The 13,881-nt window shown below is 42.7% G+C and carries 14 protein-coding genes and 5 pseudogenes; 11 read left to right on the forward strand and 8 right to left on the reverse strand.

Annotated elements, in window-relative coordinates; genetic code table 11:
• Positions 1-116: 116 nt before the first annotated feature.
• The 5 genes from ACWPAB_RS14415 to ACWPAB_RS14435 all read left to right on the forward strand — a co-directional run bounded on the left by ACWPAB_RS14415 (position 117) and on the right by ACWPAB_RS14435 (position 4,069).
• Positions 117-1,034 carry an FAD:protein FMN transferase gene (locus ACWPAB_RS14415; protein WP_003582354.1) on the forward strand — a complete coding sequence of 306 codons (918 nt, stop codon included), beginning with the start codon at positions 117-119 and terminating at the stop codon, positions 1,032-1,034.
• A 146-nt stretch (positions 1,035-1,180) separates the two neighbouring features.
• Positions 1,181-1,789: an NADPH-dependent FMN reductase gene (locus tag ACWPAB_RS14420; protein WP_003582352.1), complete on the forward strand. Its 609-nt coding sequence runs from the start codon at positions 1,181-1,183 to the stop codon at positions 1,787-1,789.
• Between the two features lie 10 nt (positions 1,790-1,799).
• A complete protein-coding gene (locus ACWPAB_RS14425) occupies positions 1,800-3,068 on the forward strand; it encodes an NADPH-dependent oxidoreductase (protein WP_003582350.1) in 1,269 nt (422 codons plus the stop codon).
• Between the two features lie 268 nt (positions 3,069-3,336).
• Complete coding sequence (locus ACWPAB_RS14430; protein WP_003582348.1) at positions 3,337-3,765, forward strand: hypothetical protein; 429 nt, start codon at positions 3,337-3,339, stop codon at positions 3,763-3,765.
• A 127-nt stretch (positions 3,766-3,892) separates the two neighbouring features.
• Positions 3,893-4,069 carry a hypothetical protein gene (locus ACWPAB_RS14435; RefSeq protein WP_003582346.1) on the forward strand — a complete coding sequence of 59 codons (177 nt, stop codon included), beginning with the start codon at positions 3,893-3,895 and terminating at the stop codon, positions 4,067-4,069.
• Here the strand turns inward: ACWPAB_RS14435 and ACWPAB_RS14440 are convergent.
• The 3 genes and pseudogenes from ACWPAB_RS14440 to ACWPAB_RS14450 form a co-directional block, all read right to left on the reverse strand.
• A pseudogene (locus ACWPAB_RS14440) lies at positions 4,013-4,789 on the reverse strand (IS30 family transposase). The gene ACWPAB_RS14435 and the pseudogene ACWPAB_RS14440 overlap by 57 nt on opposite strands.
• A gap of 149 nt (positions 4,790-4,938) precedes the next feature.
• Positions 4,939-5,622, reverse strand: a complete 684-nt coding sequence (locus ACWPAB_RS14445) for an IS6 family transposase (protein ID WP_052915965.1) — start codon at positions 5,620-5,622, stop codon at positions 4,939-4,941.
• Between the two features lie 61 nt (positions 5,623-5,683).
• A pseudogene (locus ACWPAB_RS14450) lies at positions 5,684-5,797 on the reverse strand (IS30 family transposase); the annotation flags it as partial.
• Between the two features lie 138 nt (positions 5,798-5,935).
• Between ACWPAB_RS14450 and ACWPAB_RS14455 the strand changes: the two are divergent.
• Positions 5,936-6,472 (forward strand): annotated as a pseudogene (locus tag ACWPAB_RS14455) (transposase family protein); the annotation flags it as partial.
• A 120-nt stretch (positions 6,473-6,592) separates the two neighbouring features.
• Here the strand turns inward: ACWPAB_RS14455 and arsC are convergent.
• The 4 genes and pseudogenes from arsC to ACWPAB_RS14475 form a co-directional block, all read right to left on the reverse strand.
• Complete coding sequence (gene arsC / locus ACWPAB_RS14460) at positions 6,593-7,009, reverse strand: arsenate reductase (thioredoxin) (protein ID WP_004563097.1); 417 nt, start codon at positions 7,007-7,009, stop codon at positions 6,593-6,595.
• A gap of 22 nt (positions 7,010-7,031) precedes the next feature.
• Positions 7,032-7,367: an arsenite efflux transporter metallochaperone ArsD gene (arsD, locus tag ACWPAB_RS14465; protein WP_003582108.1), complete on the reverse strand. Its 336-nt coding sequence runs from the start codon at positions 7,365-7,367 to the stop codon at positions 7,032-7,034.
• A 36-nt stretch (positions 7,368-7,403) separates the two neighbouring features.
• Positions 7,404-8,699, reverse strand: a complete 1,296-nt coding sequence (locus ACWPAB_RS14470) for an arsenic transporter (RefSeq protein ID WP_003582109.1) — start codon at positions 8,697-8,699, stop codon at positions 7,404-7,406.
• Between the two features lie 42 nt (positions 8,700-8,741).
• Positions 8,742-9,332 (reverse strand): annotated as a pseudogene (locus ACWPAB_RS14475) (ArsA-related P-loop ATPase); the annotation flags it as partial.
• A gap of 62 nt (positions 9,333-9,394) precedes the next feature.
• On the opposite strand from ACWPAB_RS14475, the gene ACWPAB_RS14480 reads away from it, so the two are divergent.
• The 5 genes and pseudogenes from ACWPAB_RS14480 to ACWPAB_RS14500 all read left to right on the forward strand — a co-directional run bounded on the left by ACWPAB_RS14480 (position 9,395) and on the right by ACWPAB_RS14500 (position 12,273).
• Positions 9,395-10,078, forward strand: coding sequence for an IS6 family transposase (locus ACWPAB_RS14480; protein ID WP_016386656.1), 684 nt, complete (start codon positions 9,395-9,397; stop codon positions 10,076-10,078).
• A gap of 63 nt (positions 10,079-10,141) precedes the next feature.
• Positions 10,142-10,357: pseudogene (locus tag ACWPAB_RS14485) on the forward strand (transposase); the annotation flags it as partial.
• Between the two features lie 274 nt (positions 10,358-10,631).
• A complete protein-coding gene (locus ACWPAB_RS14490; protein ID WP_003581966.1) occupies positions 10,632-10,895 on the forward strand; it encodes an adenine-specific methyltransferase EcoRI family protein in 264 nt (87 codons plus the stop codon).
• Positions 10,856-11,506: an ABC transporter ATP-binding protein gene (locus ACWPAB_RS14495; protein WP_016368446.1), complete on the forward strand. Its 651-nt coding sequence runs from the start codon at positions 10,856-10,858 to the stop codon at positions 11,504-11,506. Before ACWPAB_RS14490 ends, ACWPAB_RS14495 begins: the two co-directional genes overlap by 40 nt.
• Positions 11,503-12,273 (forward strand): ABC transporter permease, encoded by a 771-nt coding sequence (locus tag ACWPAB_RS14500; RefSeq protein WP_003581971.1) that lies wholly within the window; start codon positions 11,503-11,505, stop codon positions 12,271-12,273. Before ACWPAB_RS14495 ends, ACWPAB_RS14500 begins: the two co-directional genes overlap by 4 nt.
• A gap of 107 nt (positions 12,274-12,380) precedes the next feature.
• Here ACWPAB_RS14500 and ACWPAB_RS14505 read toward each other — a convergent pair whose 3' ends face one another.
• Complete coding sequence (locus ACWPAB_RS14505; RefSeq protein ID WP_003581973.1) at positions 12,381-13,703, reverse strand: glycoside-pentoside-hexuronide (GPH):cation symporter; 1,323 nt, start codon at positions 13,701-13,703, stop codon at positions 12,381-12,383.
• Between the last annotated feature and the right edge of the window lie 178 nt (positions 13,704-13,881).

Raw genomic sequence — 13,881 nt, forward strand, 5'->3', positions numbered from 1 at the left:
AAACTCTTTGATCACGGGAATTCCATAAAAAAACACCTTCGGTCGTACTACAACCAGAAGAGGGAAATCATGAGAAAAGTGATTCAAAATACAGTATTTATAGAAATGATGATACAATGCTAACTTGGCGAGTGAAGCGATTACGAGCTTTAGGAACAAATATAGTTTTGTCGGTATTTGGCGAGCAAGATAATTCTGCATTAGTTGCTGCCGAATTGCTAATCAGGCAACAAGAATCTAGGTTGACAGTAAATCAACCTCATTCAGAAATAATGACCATAAATCAACTAGCAGGATATGACAATACTGAGATTTCGTCTGGTACGTATGCACTTATAAAAAATGCTGTCCTAGCAAGCCAAAAGCACTTTGGATTCAATGCCTTGATTGGACCACTTGTCAAACTTTGGAAGATAGGTTTCAACGGTGCCAATGTTCCATCCGATCACGACATTAAGTCTCGGCTACTTTTAAGCAATCCCGATAACATTATTATGGATGATGCGTTGCACACCGTAAAACTAGTCAAAACTGGTATGGAGCTCGATCTTGGAGGAATTGCAAAGGGATTCATTGCTGATCAAATTCGGTCTATTTGGTTTGCCTATGGGATTAGGGCTGGAATAATTAATCTCGGTGGTAATTTACTATTTGTTGGAGAATCTCCACGACGATCTGATGGCCGATGGATAGTTGGTATTCAGGATCCCAATAAAGGAAGAAATATTGGCATTGGAACGGTCATTAAACCTGCATGTGCAGCTGTTACAAGTGGTATCTACGAACGATTTTTAATAAAAGGGGGTAAAAGATATCATCATTTGTTGGATCCTCAAACTGGATATCCTTTACAAACCCAATTGGCTGCTGTTACTGTATTTACTCGTGATTCTCTGCAGGGTGAATTAGAAGCCAAGCGATTATTTTTTGCTGGTAAGCCTATTCCAGGATGGGAGAAAGATCCTAATAATTTAGGCGCTGTTTTTATCTATCAAAATGGCAATACACAAACGGTCAAGGCCTCAATTCATTAAATCTCCTTAACTATAAGTTATCAGGTTCACTGCCGTTCTCTAAGAGTGACGAGATTGCTACTCTACAAGCTAAAAAGGAATATAATTATCCTGGGTAAGGTAAAGTTACCCTTTCGAGTGATTTTCCTAGAAAGGAAGGTGTTCAAATGTTGCACTATGTTGGTATTGCTGGAACAAATATACAGCGGTCAACTAATCTCAAGTTACTTCAATATATGAAGAAACATTATTCTGAGGAGGCAGTTATTGAGATTGTTGACATTAGTAATTTACCAGTTTTCTATAAGGCTTCCCAGGATCATATACCGGAAGCCGTCAACGTTATATCTGAAAAGATTCGGAAGGCTGATGGTGTCATTATTGCCACACCTGAGTATGATCATGCCATACCTGCTGTGCTGAGTTCTGCACTTGCTTGGTTCTCTTATCGTATACACCCATTTGCTGGCAAACCTGTGATGATTGTTGGTGCATCTTATGGTTCATTAGGCACTTCACGCGCTCAGGCTCAATTACGGCAGATTCTAGATTCTCCTGAATTGAAGGCTAGTATTATGCCAAGCTCTGAATTCTTAGTAGGACACTCACTAGAGGCATTTGATGACTCCGGTAATTTAAAGAACTTACGATTAGGTGTCCAGCTTAACGGTTTATTCTCAGACTTTTCCGTCTTTGTTAAGTTGACCAAACAAATGATTCATTCACAAAAACAAGCTAAAGAACAAACTAAAAACGTCAATTGGCAGGATAACTAGGAGGACAATTATGAAAATTGTTGCAATTGCAGGAAGTATTGCAGATATATCATACAATCGGCAATTATTAACTTTTATCGCTAACCACTATGCTTCACAGATTGACATTGAACTACTGGAAATTAAGAATATACCGATGTTTAATGAAGATAAGGATCAGACTCAAAGCGCAGCTGTCCAATTTCTAGTACATAAGATCGAATCAGCTGATGGTGTTATTCTAGCAACTCCCGAGCACAATCATACAACAAGTCCTGCTATGAAAAACGTCATTGAATGGTTGTCTTACAAAGTACATCCGTTAAATCAGAAACCAGTCTTAATAGTTGGTGCTTCTTGGCATACACAGGGTTCCTCAAGAGCTCAACTTGCACTTCGTCAAATTATGGAATCACCCGGCGTTGGGGCTTTGGTTATGCCTGGCGATGAGTTTTTATTAGCTGATGCCAAGAAAGCCTTCGATGAGTTAGGGAACTTGAAGGACTCAAAGACAATTGCTTTTCTCGACACTGTAATTAACAAGTTTATACGTTGGATTAATGTACTAGACGCACTACAGGAAAAGAAAAAGCAAGAACCTTGGCGTCAAGAGGATCTTGCAGGAAAACATCCTGTCGAAACTTCTATTGATATTGATATATCCGATGATTGGGTGGAAAAGGCAGCTAAACTAGTTAAGGCAACGAGTGGGAATCATTATGTCCAACTGAATCGTGGCGTATTAACAGTTGATCAATTAAATTGGTTCCTTAACTCGATGCCTGTAGAGTTAACTTTTATGGATGATAATGATCAATTTATTTATTACAATCATTTTCTCGATCACGACGCTATGCTCGCACCAAGGGATCCAAAACAGGTTGGCAACACTGCCGATTTAGTTCACCCCAAACGAGCCGTTGAGCACGTTCAACAAGTTATTTGGGCTTTACGTCAGGGGCAAAAAGAGCTTATCGCGATGCCAGTACCTGGAAATAAAATAAACCAAAAGTACATTATGCATTTTTACAAAGCTATGCACGATGCAGACGGACGTTATCGTGGTGTTAACGAATGGGTCCTGGACATTTGGCCAATTGTCTCTGATTATCTGAAGCGTACTGGACAAAAGCTTATCAAGGATCCCGATAGTAAACCTGATGCAACTACAAGTGCCTCACAAAGTGAACCTCAAAGGGTCTTATCTTCTCGAGTAGAAGGGAAAGACGTACAAACAATTAATGACATGAAAACTTCAACAGCTGATGCGGTCACAGGTGCTTCCGAGACGACTAAATAAGCAGTACTGACTTAACTGATAAGAACATCAATCGAATAAAGTTTGGCGCTACGTCAACTGGTATTGAAGAATAAATGGCTCTGCGTCAACTGATGTTGAAGAATATATTTATCATTTGAGGCGGTTCTGAATGTCTCTTAAAATCTGTCTCAAATATTGACTTCAATCCACCATGGCCTATTTGTATAATTTGAACTTGTTGCACTTAGATTTTAAATCCGGGAGAACGCTTTTTAAAAAAGTGTTTTGATCAATTTGGTGGTGTAAAATGATTATTGGTGATAATGATCAAATTGCGATCACTGAAACGTTGATGAAGGAGAGTATTACGATGGATCAAAAATTTTTAGATGTCATGAAGCATGAAGGCCCTGCCACAATTGTAACCATTAATGCGCAACCAGCCCACGTTGTTAATACCTGGATGTCATACGTCCAGGTAACAGACAAGCAATTGCTGATTCCGGCGGCCGGCATGCACAGCATAGAGCAGGATTTTTCAACTGACAACCACGTGATTATAACGGTTGGGAGTAAAGAGGTTGAAGGTACCCAGGGACCCGGTGCCGGCTTTCACGTTTATGGGACCGGCCAATTCTTAACATCCGGTGATGACTTCGATACAATGAAGAAGAAATTTCCTTGGATTACCAGAGTTTTGAAAGTCGATATCGATAAGATTGAACAAAAAATTTAAATCAAAGTCGCCAAAGCAGCTTATGTTGTTTTGGCTTTTTCTTTTTGGAAAAGCTTCTTTGACTGAAGCCCGCTTCAATTGGCGTTATGGTAAGTCTGTAGCAAAATGAAGAAGGGAATGATCAGAATTGAAAGCAATTGTGATTGATCAGCCGGGCGGTCCTGAACAGTTAAAGTTAAAAGATGTTCCAACCCCTCAGACAAAACCAGGGTGGAGTTTGATCAAAATCAAAGGTTTTGACGAATTCTCAAACCAAGTGCAACTTTTTGTTCCAAAAGACTTCGGAGGGAGTTCTCCAGCCTAAGACCTTGCGCGGTCGGTTATTCAGTTGTTCGACGAAGAAGGCGATTTGTTGGTCATCTATGTTGTCCAGATTGCTGTGCTTAGGAAAGTATTCGCGAATTAGACCATTCGTATTTCGTTCGTACCTCGCTATTGTGGCGCATGTGGGTCTGGAAAGGACATCTTTGCGTCCAGCGCCTCGCCAATCTCCTTGTACTGAGAGAATTCAGTCCCACGGTCGGGGGTGATTGATTGTACCCGTTTAGGCGAAAGGGTCAAAAACAAATCGATCATACCCTGTTTGACCCTTTCTGAATTCACTTTGGTAACACACTCTGACAAGAGATACCGTGACTTTCTGTCGACCAGCGTGATCAAGGCTGAACGCCCTCTCTTGCCATGCACATTGTCGCCTTCCCAGTCACCAAAGCGAGTACGATGATCGAGCCGATATCTGCTCAGGGAACCAATGGTCTTGGACGGTGTAGTTAATGATCCGATCTCTGATTTCGGAATCGCTAAGAAGCCTTTATCTATGACTGTTAAGTCTTTCATGTTTGTAATTGGCTTGTGCAGCGGCAGCCGAGTAGTTTTGCCAACCGCCATTGTGTTTGATTTCACGGCTAACAGTACTTCTTGAACGACCAATCTGAGTGGTGATTTCAGTCTGGGCCAGCCCTGTTTTAAGGCCGACGAGTATCGTTTCTCGGTCAATTAAGGTAAGATGATTGTACGGACTCAAAGGCAGATTCTCCTCATATATGGTGTTGTGGTAATTCCATTCTACAAGGACTCAGGCTTTGAGTCTTTTTGATTTGTTAATTTGTTGGGATCTGGTGCAAACAGTCTGAGAGATGACCATCTAACCAGCTATTGATCCTATGTTGAAGGTTATGCAGCTAACAATGCTTCTAATTCGTCCACGACTGAGAACCCGATGAGACTTAACTCTCGTCGGGTTCTTTTGCGTATTGCGTGAACAATTTCCACACCGCTCAACGTTGCACTAGCGGTTCGAATGCTTTGAAAGCTTGCTGAGCGGACACGATGACGTTTAATGAATCGGTGGTCCTGTTCAATCAAATTATTTCGATATTTGGAACATTGGTGGGCTGATTTGCTCAAATAGTCTTGCTTTATCAGGTGCTTCACTGCTTTCAGTGTTGCCCGATATTGATCAGTGACTAATCGATCAGGCCGACCATTGGTCGTCAAGAGATGCTTCAAAAAGTGATAGGATGCGGTATAATCGCGGTGTTTTCGTAGCTCAAAATCCATGGTCAAACCGTTATTGTCAATAGCGCGATACAAATAGGCCCAACGGCCTTTAACTCGAATATAGGTCTCATCGATTCGCCAACTTTTAGCGTGAGCTGTTTGATGCCGACGCCATAGAGCCTTAAAGATGGGGCCATAGTGATGAACCCAACGCATGACCGTGGTGTGATGAACAGTGATACCCCGATCCCGAAGCAATTCAACGATGTCACGATAGCTGAGACTGAATCTGAAATAGTAGCCAACGGCTACTAAGATGATGTCCATTTGAAAGTGGCGTCCCTTAAAGTGATTCATGCGCGCAATCCCTCGTTTCTTGGCACCCAGTATATTAAAATCAAGTCAGCGAGGAAAATTTGCACCAGAACCCTTTGATCTGATAATCCTTTTCTAAGGCCTGATAATTGGCAAACTCTTTACCATGATCAACAGTAATGGATTTTACTTGGGGACCGAAGGCCCCCATAAACTGGGTCTACACTTTCTGGTGTTGAGAAATAATCAACACTGAACGTATAGGCCCTTTTTGGATAACGCAAAAAGACACCTACTCAGTGTCCATGCTATGCTTGTTAGCGTCGAAACCAAAAGCAAGCGAGGTTATGAGTAAATGTCCCAATACGATCCTACACTGTCCGTCCTTGGAATACCAGACCATAATATCAAAGTTGCCTTTGTTCGTCATGAATATCGCGGCAACGGGGTACGTCGCCGCCAGTATCATGTGATTGATGCCGAGCTGACTTACCGGTTAACCCGGTGCCCACTGTGTGGCTTTGAGGCCTTGCACCCTAACGGGTTTTACACGGCCCACGTGCGCGTCCTCAATGGGGTTGAAATGCCGACAGTCATTGACTTGCACAAGCAACGATGGCGCTGTCATAACTGTTACCACACAGTCAGTGCCAAGACGCCACTCGTGCAACCCAACCACACGATCGCCGCTCACATGACAGAGCGAATCATGAAGTTAGCGCATGAACGGTTGCCAGTCAAAACCATCGCCCGTATTATCGGAATCTCAGCCTCCTCGGTTCAACGGATCATTGACCAAAATCTCAAACTCCGACCGGCTCGCCGGCTACCCACGCGACTCTGCTTTGATGAGTTCCGTTCCACTCATGGCATGATGTCGTTTATGGGGTTAATGGAACATCCATACGAAAAGTAGCGGTAGGAAGCCGAACACTCAGAATGTTTGTTATCTGAATATACGGTTTTCTACCGCTATTTTAAAATTCGTATTGGTTACGGACCTACTGATTCCTCAGAGGTTACCGACTTTTGCTAAGTCAATAATCTGCTGCTCAATTTGATCTCTGACCTTCCGAAAAACTACTATTCTATCCTGTTCGGATCCAGCTGCTAAAGCCGGGTCTGGAAGTGGCCAATGCTTTTTCTTGACCGTTGGTGGGGTGACTGGACAGCGATCACGAGCGTCTCCACATAAGGTGACAACTAGGTCACTGTGAAGCAAATAATCGGGATCAATTAACTTTGATGTTTGCTGGGAAATATCTATTCCTTTTTCAGCCATAACTTTAACAGCCAATGGATTCAAGCCATGCACCTCGACTCCCGCACTGGCAACGCGCCAATCATTGCCTAAAATTTTTTTAGCGAATCCTTCAGCCATTTGACTTCGACAAGCATTTCCAGTACATAGAAAATAAATTTGTGTCATCATTAATCCTCCATCTAAACTATTAGTGAACCAAAGCAGCTACTAAATCCATGTCTAAGTAACTGCTAAACTCGTTAATGGTTGGGTATTCACCGGTTTTTACCAACTGACCATCCACTAACGTAATTGGTAAAGCATTTATACCCTGACGTTTTAGTTCTTGGACAACAATCGGATTTCGAACAAAGGCATCGGGGTTCTGGGCTAAATTACGACGAATGAACATGGCCTGCCCCTGTGCATTCACACTGACATACCGCTGAATGGCAGTTGTTTGAATCAATTCCTTATCAACGCTGGGACCACAAACACCGGTTGAACAACACATTGCTGGTTCAAAAAGCTCTATTTTTTTCATTCTATTCATCTCCAAAGTAATTGTGATTTATATTTTCTAACCAAAAATCGATAATGATAACCAGAGGCCACATAGGGTAATAAACAACACTGGGATCGTGGTTACAATTCCAATTTTAAAATAAGTCCCCCATTTAATTTTAACTCCCTTTTGAGCTAACACATGTAGCCAGACTAATGTAGCCAAAGAGCCAATTGGGGTAATCTTAGGTCCCAAATCTGAGCCGATTATGTTTGCGTACACTAACGTATGATGGATGAGCCCTGAAACGTCAGCGCCTTTGATTGATAGTGCATTAATCATGACGGTCGGCATGTTATTCATTAATGACGATAAAAGTGCTGCTAAGTAGCCCATGCCCATTGTGGCAGCAAACCGACCACCTTTTGCGATTTCGGTAATGACACCTGATAATAATGTTGTTAGACCAACGTTCTGAAGGCCGTAGACTACGACATACATACCGATTGAGAAAAAGACAATGTTCCAAGGAGCTCCTTTAATCGCTGCCATCGCATTAACATGGGAACTTCTTTGACCAACTATCAGAAAAATAGCCGCAATACTCAGTGCGATAAAGGAGACGGGGATTCCTAAGAAACCGCTACTAAAGTAACCAATCAATAGGAGGATTAAGACGACCCATGAAAACTTGAAAAGTCGCTGATCTTTTAGTGCAGAACTGGGTTCCGCAACCTGAGTGGCATCAAATTTTCGTGGCAATGCTTTTCGAAAGTAAAGATACAGGATACCAATACTACCTAACAGCGAAAATAGATCAGGAATCCACATTCTTAACGCATACGCTGAAAAGGAAATTCCAAAAAAGTCTGCAGAGACAATATTTACCAAGTTACTAACAATCATTGGTAAAGAAGTGGTATCGGCAATAAAGCCACTGGCAATAATAAAAGGGAAAACTTGCTTTTCATCAAAATGTAAGGCACGAACCATTGCTAAAACAATGGGGGTAAGAATCAGAGCAGCCCCATCATTAGCAAAAAGGGCAGCAACGACGGCGCCTAAGGTGGTCACCAAAATAAACATGCGAATACCGTGACCGTTTGCCCAGCGAGCCATGTGTAAGGCGGCCCATTCAAAAAATCCGATTTGATCTAAAATGAGTGAAATCAGAATAATAGCCACGAAAGATAGGGTGGCATTCCAGACAATTCCGGTAACTGTTCCAACATCTTTAAAACTCACCACGCCAAACAATAATGCTAAAATTGCACCACCAACGGCTGTCCATCCAATTGATAATCCTCTAGGTTGCCAGATAACGAATAATAATGTGAGTAAGAAAATTCCAACGGCAAAAAAGACTTGCATGATACCTCCTAAACTGATTAATTATTTTTTTCCTTTAATTAATTAAACCGTTAAAAGCGTTTTTTCGTAATTTGGTTGCCATTGCATAACAGCAAAATAATTATTCGAAAGCTCTTTTACCTGATCAATCCATTTAACTTCGCTTTGCACTCGAGCCAGCAAACATGGATCAGTGGTTTGAGTTGCCAACATACTTTGGTTGACCACCCACCAAGTATGAGCTAGACTGGCTCGCTTCAAATCGTCATCTAACCGAATTGATTCATAAACCGGCGTGGCTTCTGGTAGCGTTACCATAACAATTTCAGTTTGCTTAGGATCTTGTAGTCTTGGTAACAGATTAACGACTGCTTGTGGGACGCTGCCGGAGGTATGGGCAACTTCTTGAGCATAGCTTTGGGTCGAGTTTAACAGTAAGAGTGTATGACCAGTCGGAGCCGTATCAACCACAACGACGTCACTATCATTTTGGGCGACTAACTCAGCAAAAGCTCGGAAGACAGCAATTTCTTGAGTACATGGTGAACGCAAATCTTCAGCGACATAATCAACATCATTAGACTTCATGGTCTTTTTAGCAGTAGTGAGAACTTCGTTTTGATATTCTTTTAAAGACTTTTTCTGGTTCTGGTGCAAATTTTCCTCGCTGACTTGATTTTAATATACTGGGTGCCAAGAAACGAGGGATTGCGCGCATGAATCACTTTAAGGGACGCCACTTTCAAAAGGACATCATCTTAGTAGCCGTTGGCTACTATTTCAGATTCAGTCTCAGCTATCGTGACATCGTTGAATTGCTTCGGGATCGGGGTATCACTGTTCATCACACCACGGTCATGCGTTGGGTTCATCACTATGGCCCCATCTTTAAGGCTCTATGGCGTCGGCATCAAACAGCTCACGCTAAAAGTTGGCGAATCGATGAGACCTATATTCGAGTTAAAGGCCGTTGGGCCTATTTGTATCGCGCTATTGACAATAACGGTTTGACCATGGATTTTGAGCTACGAAAACACCGCGATTATACCGCATCCTATCACTTTTTGAAGCATCTCTTGACGACCAATGGTCGGCCTGATCGATTAGTCACTGATCAATATCGGGCAACACTGAAAGCAGTGAAGCACCTGATAAAGCAAGACTATTTGAGCAAATCAGCCCACCAATGTTCCAAATATCGAAATAATTTGATTGAACAGGACCACCGATTCATTAAACGTCATCGTGTCCGCTCAGCAAGCTTTCAAAGCATTCGAACCGCTAGTGCAACGTTGAGCGGTGTGGAAATTGTTCACGCAATACGCAAAAGAACCCGACGAGAGTTAAGTCTCATCGGGTTCTCAGTCGTGGACGAATTAGAAGCATTGTTAGCTGCATAACCTTCAACATAGGATCAATAGCTGGTTAGATGGTCATCTCTCAGACTGTTTGCACCAGATCCGATCAAAGTTTATTTTTGCCATCCATATTCACCATGGGAGCGAGGTTCCAATGAATATTTTAAAAGACGGTTACGCTGGTTCTTCCCGAAAAAGACCAATTTTAGCCAAGTAACGACTGATGAGATCCTAGCAGCACTTGAACTAATTAATCAACGACCATTAAAAATACATCATCAAAAGACTGCCATTGAAAGATTCCGGGCTTGTTCGGATTAAACTTGTAATTTGCCATTGGGAATAAAGAAGTAGGTGAAGTTGAAACCAGAACGTTGATTTAACGACGCTTTGATTGAAGTGAAATGGGTCATTTGGTGAGATATTTAGTACGTACCCCACCAAGATCACCACCAAATATGGCCGCCGTGAAAGTTCAGGCGTCTATTTTTGTACAAAAGGATAAGCAAAACGAACGTAAATTCTAATGTTATAATTGTGAAGATTACTTCTAAACAGGGAAGGTTTAAGACTAAATAAAGGATGTGGTGGAGCTATGGCAAGGACTAAGGAGAAGCTTTCACGAGCTAAGAACGTGAAAAACGACGAATTCTATACTCAATGGTCTGATATTGAAAAAGAAGTGAATGCCTATATCGAGTATGATAAAGATGTTTTTAGAGGTAAAACAATTTTGCTCCCGGCAGATGACCCGTTCGAAAGCAATTTCTTCAAGTATTTTGCGACCCATAATAGAAAACGAAAATGGGGGAATCAAAAATGGCAGATGCAATTTTTGACATACAAAACGTTGGTTTAACAGTCTCACGACGAACACTATTGGCTAATATTTCTTTTAAGGTGGCACCGGGAGAATTTGTGACCATTAGTGGTCCTTCCGGGTCGGGTAAGAGCACCTTACTGTTATTATTAGCCACCTTGCTAACACCCACAGAAGGCCAAATTATATTTTCGGGTCAGCCACAGCAAGAATATGAAACGACGGCGTACCGTCGCATGGTATCTTATTGTTATCAGCAACCCAGTCTTTTTGGTGAGACAGTTGAAGACAATCTGGCCTTTCCTTTTCAAATTCGCCAAAAGCCGGTCAATCACGATCGAATGGTAAAAGCTTTGGCAGATGTGAATCTCCCTGCCGATATGCTGACAAAGAACATTACGGAACTTTCTGGTGGTGAAAAACAGCGTGTCGCGTTGATTCGCAATCTCATCTTCACGCCAAAAGTGCTGTTATTAGATGAAATTACAACTGGGCTGGATGCAGCAACAAAAGATACTGTCCATCAAGTAATGGCTAACTTCACCAAACAAGGCGTCACGATTATCACTGTCACGCACGATGAGTCTGAATTGGCGGCAGCCGATCGGCTCATCACCATTGTTGACGGCAGAATGGAGGTGACAGCATGAATCACCTGATTGTTACCCCGACGGCTTTATTTTTTGCAGTTGCTTTAGTAACTGTCGCATTTTTTATCAGCCTCAAAGAAAAAATTGGTCTTGAAAAAGATTTGGTAATCGGCGTCATCCGTGCCGTTATTCAACTGACAATTGTTGGTTACGTCCTGACCTATATCATCTCAGTTAACCGAGCTTGGCTGACACTTCTCATGGTAGCGATCATTGTCTTCAACGCTGCTTGGAATGCGAGAGGACGTGCCAGGGGCATTCCCCATGCTTTTGTGATCAGTCTGCTTGCCATTGCCGTTGCCACGGGGGTCACAATTGGCTTGCTGGTTTTAGCGAAAGCGATTGCCTTTGTTCCCAGTCAAATCGTACCGGTTTCTGGTATGATTGCCAGCAATGCGATGGTTGCGATTGGTTTGACCTACCGAAGCTTGAACAGCCAGTTCCATGATCAGCGCCAAGGGTTGTTGGAAAGGTTGGCTTTGGGAGCGACGCGTTACCAAACCGCCATTACGGTCGTACGAGAAGCAATTCGAACAGGTATGAGTCCCACGATTGATTCGGCAAAAACCGTGGGAATTGTCAGCCTCCCTGGTATGATGTCTGGTCTGATTTTTGCTGGTGTCGACCCTACGAAGGCGATTATGTACCAGATCATGGTCACCTTTATGCTCATGGCAGCCACTAGTATTGGCAGTACGATATCGTGCTATTTGGCGTATCCACAATTTTTCAATGGTAATATGCAGTTGAGGACGCCGCATTCATAAATGTTTCCGAAACAGGTCATCCAACCAAACAACGCACCCATTTCTGACGTGGAAATGGGTGCGTTGCTTGGTTAGATTGGGGTATCAAATCGACTTTCACCATAATTTTATTTTTCAATGGCATCAATAATTCGCTGTTCATCATATAAATTCAACACCAGATACATCCCGGCATAGATCACCAGTGGAATCCAAACATAGTTCCAATTGATCATCGATAAAGTCGCCGCATTCTGTGACTGATTGGCAACGTAACCCGACACGTGAAACAAGCCGGCCGTAATCAAGCCGCCAATTCCCAGACCAAAGTTAACGCCAAAATCATCGGTTGAAGCTAAGATGCCTTCTGCCTGAATCCCCATGCTGGCACCGTATCGGATGGTGTCGGCAATCATAATCGAGACCAGACCAATGATAATGCCATTTCCAATTGAGTTAATAAAGACACCGGCAAATAAAACCAGCAGCCATTTACCATACACTCCGGCAGCAATAATCGCCTGCCCGGTTAAAGCAATCAATATCCCATGTAACATTGTTTTCTTCTTACTTTGGTGATCGGTCAGTCGAATAATCATTAACACGCCAATTAAAGCCGCCAAGGTAAAGCCATTTGCCCAGGGAACCAAACCTTCATCGCCAAGGGTATACTTGAAGTAATAGATGGTCGTCTGATTCTTAATCGCCGTGACCAGCCAATACATAAAGATCACAATCGACATGATAATCCACGGCTGGTTGTGGGCTAACATGTTCAAAACAACCTTGACCGGTTGGTGGGCAATGTGTGGATTGGAGAAGCGTTCACGCACGTGCACGAAGGTGTTGAGAATCAAAAACAGTGAAATGATTCCAAACACGATAATCGTTCCCAGAAACCCCTTCTGCTGGTTGCCGTGGCCGAATAGCCAAACCAAAGGCAGTGTGAAAACTGCCACGATGATTTGGACTGAACTGCCAAAGAACTGGCGGATAACCCCAAGCAGTGTCAGCTCACGAGTATTCTGTGACATCGTCGGCAGAATTGATGTGATTGGCAGATTAACGGCGGTGTATAAGAACCCCAGACCAAGATAGGTCACGTAAGCCCAAATCATTTTGCCGCCATAGGAGAAATTCGGTGTGACAAACGTCAGAATCGCAAAGGCCACGTAAGGCACCGAATACCACAGAAAGAACGGCCGACTCTTACCAAATCTTGAATGGACGTGGTCAATCATGATACCGATGATAAAACTTTCGACGACGTCAGCTACTCGGGCGACCACAAACAAGATGGCGACCGCACTGGGTGTCAAACCATAGACATCGGTGTAAAAAAACAGCAAATAAGTCGTCATCATTTGAAAAATCAGGTTGTCAGCGGCATCGCTTAACCCATAGCTGATCCGTTCAGGCCACCTGGTTGACCATTCAGCACTCGACTTCAAGATTGTCACCGCCTTTCATTAGGAATTAAAACATCTAAACTAATTGTACGCAACTTCGCTTTTCCCAACAATCAAATGCACGTTAAAAATTTGAATGAAGACAAAAAGAAAGCCCTGCTCGCATACAGGACTTTCTAAGAAGCTGTCCAAGATCTATGATTTTTGATATACTTCTATG

The sequence above is a fragment of the Lacticaseibacillus sp. 30 genome, assembly GCF_053819265.1.

Bases quoted from the DNA above. Each gene is read 5' to 3' on its own strand.
- arsD (WP_003582108.1), bottom strand. From the start codon at position 7,367: ATGAAAAAAATAGAGCTTTTTGAACCAGCAATGTGTTGTTCAACCGGT.
- ACWPAB_RS14490 (WP_003581966.1), top strand. From the start codon at position 10,632: ATGGCAAGGACTAAGGAGAAGCTTTCACGAGCTAAGAACGTGAAAAAC.
- ACWPAB_RS14500 (WP_003581971.1), top strand. From the start codon at position 11,503: ATGAATCACCTGATTGTTACCCCGACGGCTTTATTTTTTGCAGTTGCT.
- ACWPAB_RS14470 (WP_003582109.1), bottom strand. From the start codon at position 8,699: ATGCAAGTCTTTTTTGCCGTTGGAATTTTCTTACTCACATTATTATTC.
- ACWPAB_RS14415 (WP_003582354.1), top strand. From the start codon at position 117: ATGCTAACTTGGCGAGTGAAGCGATTACGAGCTTTAGGAACAAATATA.
- ACWPAB_RS14430 (WP_003582348.1), top strand. From the start codon at position 3,337: ATGATTATTGGTGATAATGATCAAATTGCGATCACTGAAACGTTGATG.
- ACWPAB_RS14425 (WP_003582350.1), top strand. From the start codon at position 1,800: ATGAAAATTGTTGCAATTGCAGGAAGTATTGCAGATATATCATACAAT.
- ACWPAB_RS14420 (WP_003582352.1), top strand. From the start codon at position 1,181: ATGTTGCACTATGTTGGTATTGCTGGAACAAATATACAGCGGTCAACT.
- arsC (WP_004563097.1), bottom strand. From the start codon at position 7,009: ATGACACAAATTTATTTTCTATGTACTGGAAATGCTTGTCGAAGTCAA.
- ACWPAB_RS14495 (WP_016368446.1), top strand. From the start codon at position 10,856: ATGGCAGATGCAATTTTTGACATACAAAACGTTGGTTTAACAGTCTCA.
- ACWPAB_RS14445 (WP_052915965.1), bottom strand. From the start codon at position 5,622: ATGAATCACTTTAAGGGACGCCACTTTCAAATGGACATCATCTTAGTA.
- ACWPAB_RS14480 (WP_016386656.1), top strand. From the start codon at position 9,395: ATGAATCACTTTAAGGGACGCCACTTTCAAAAGGACATCATCTTAGTA.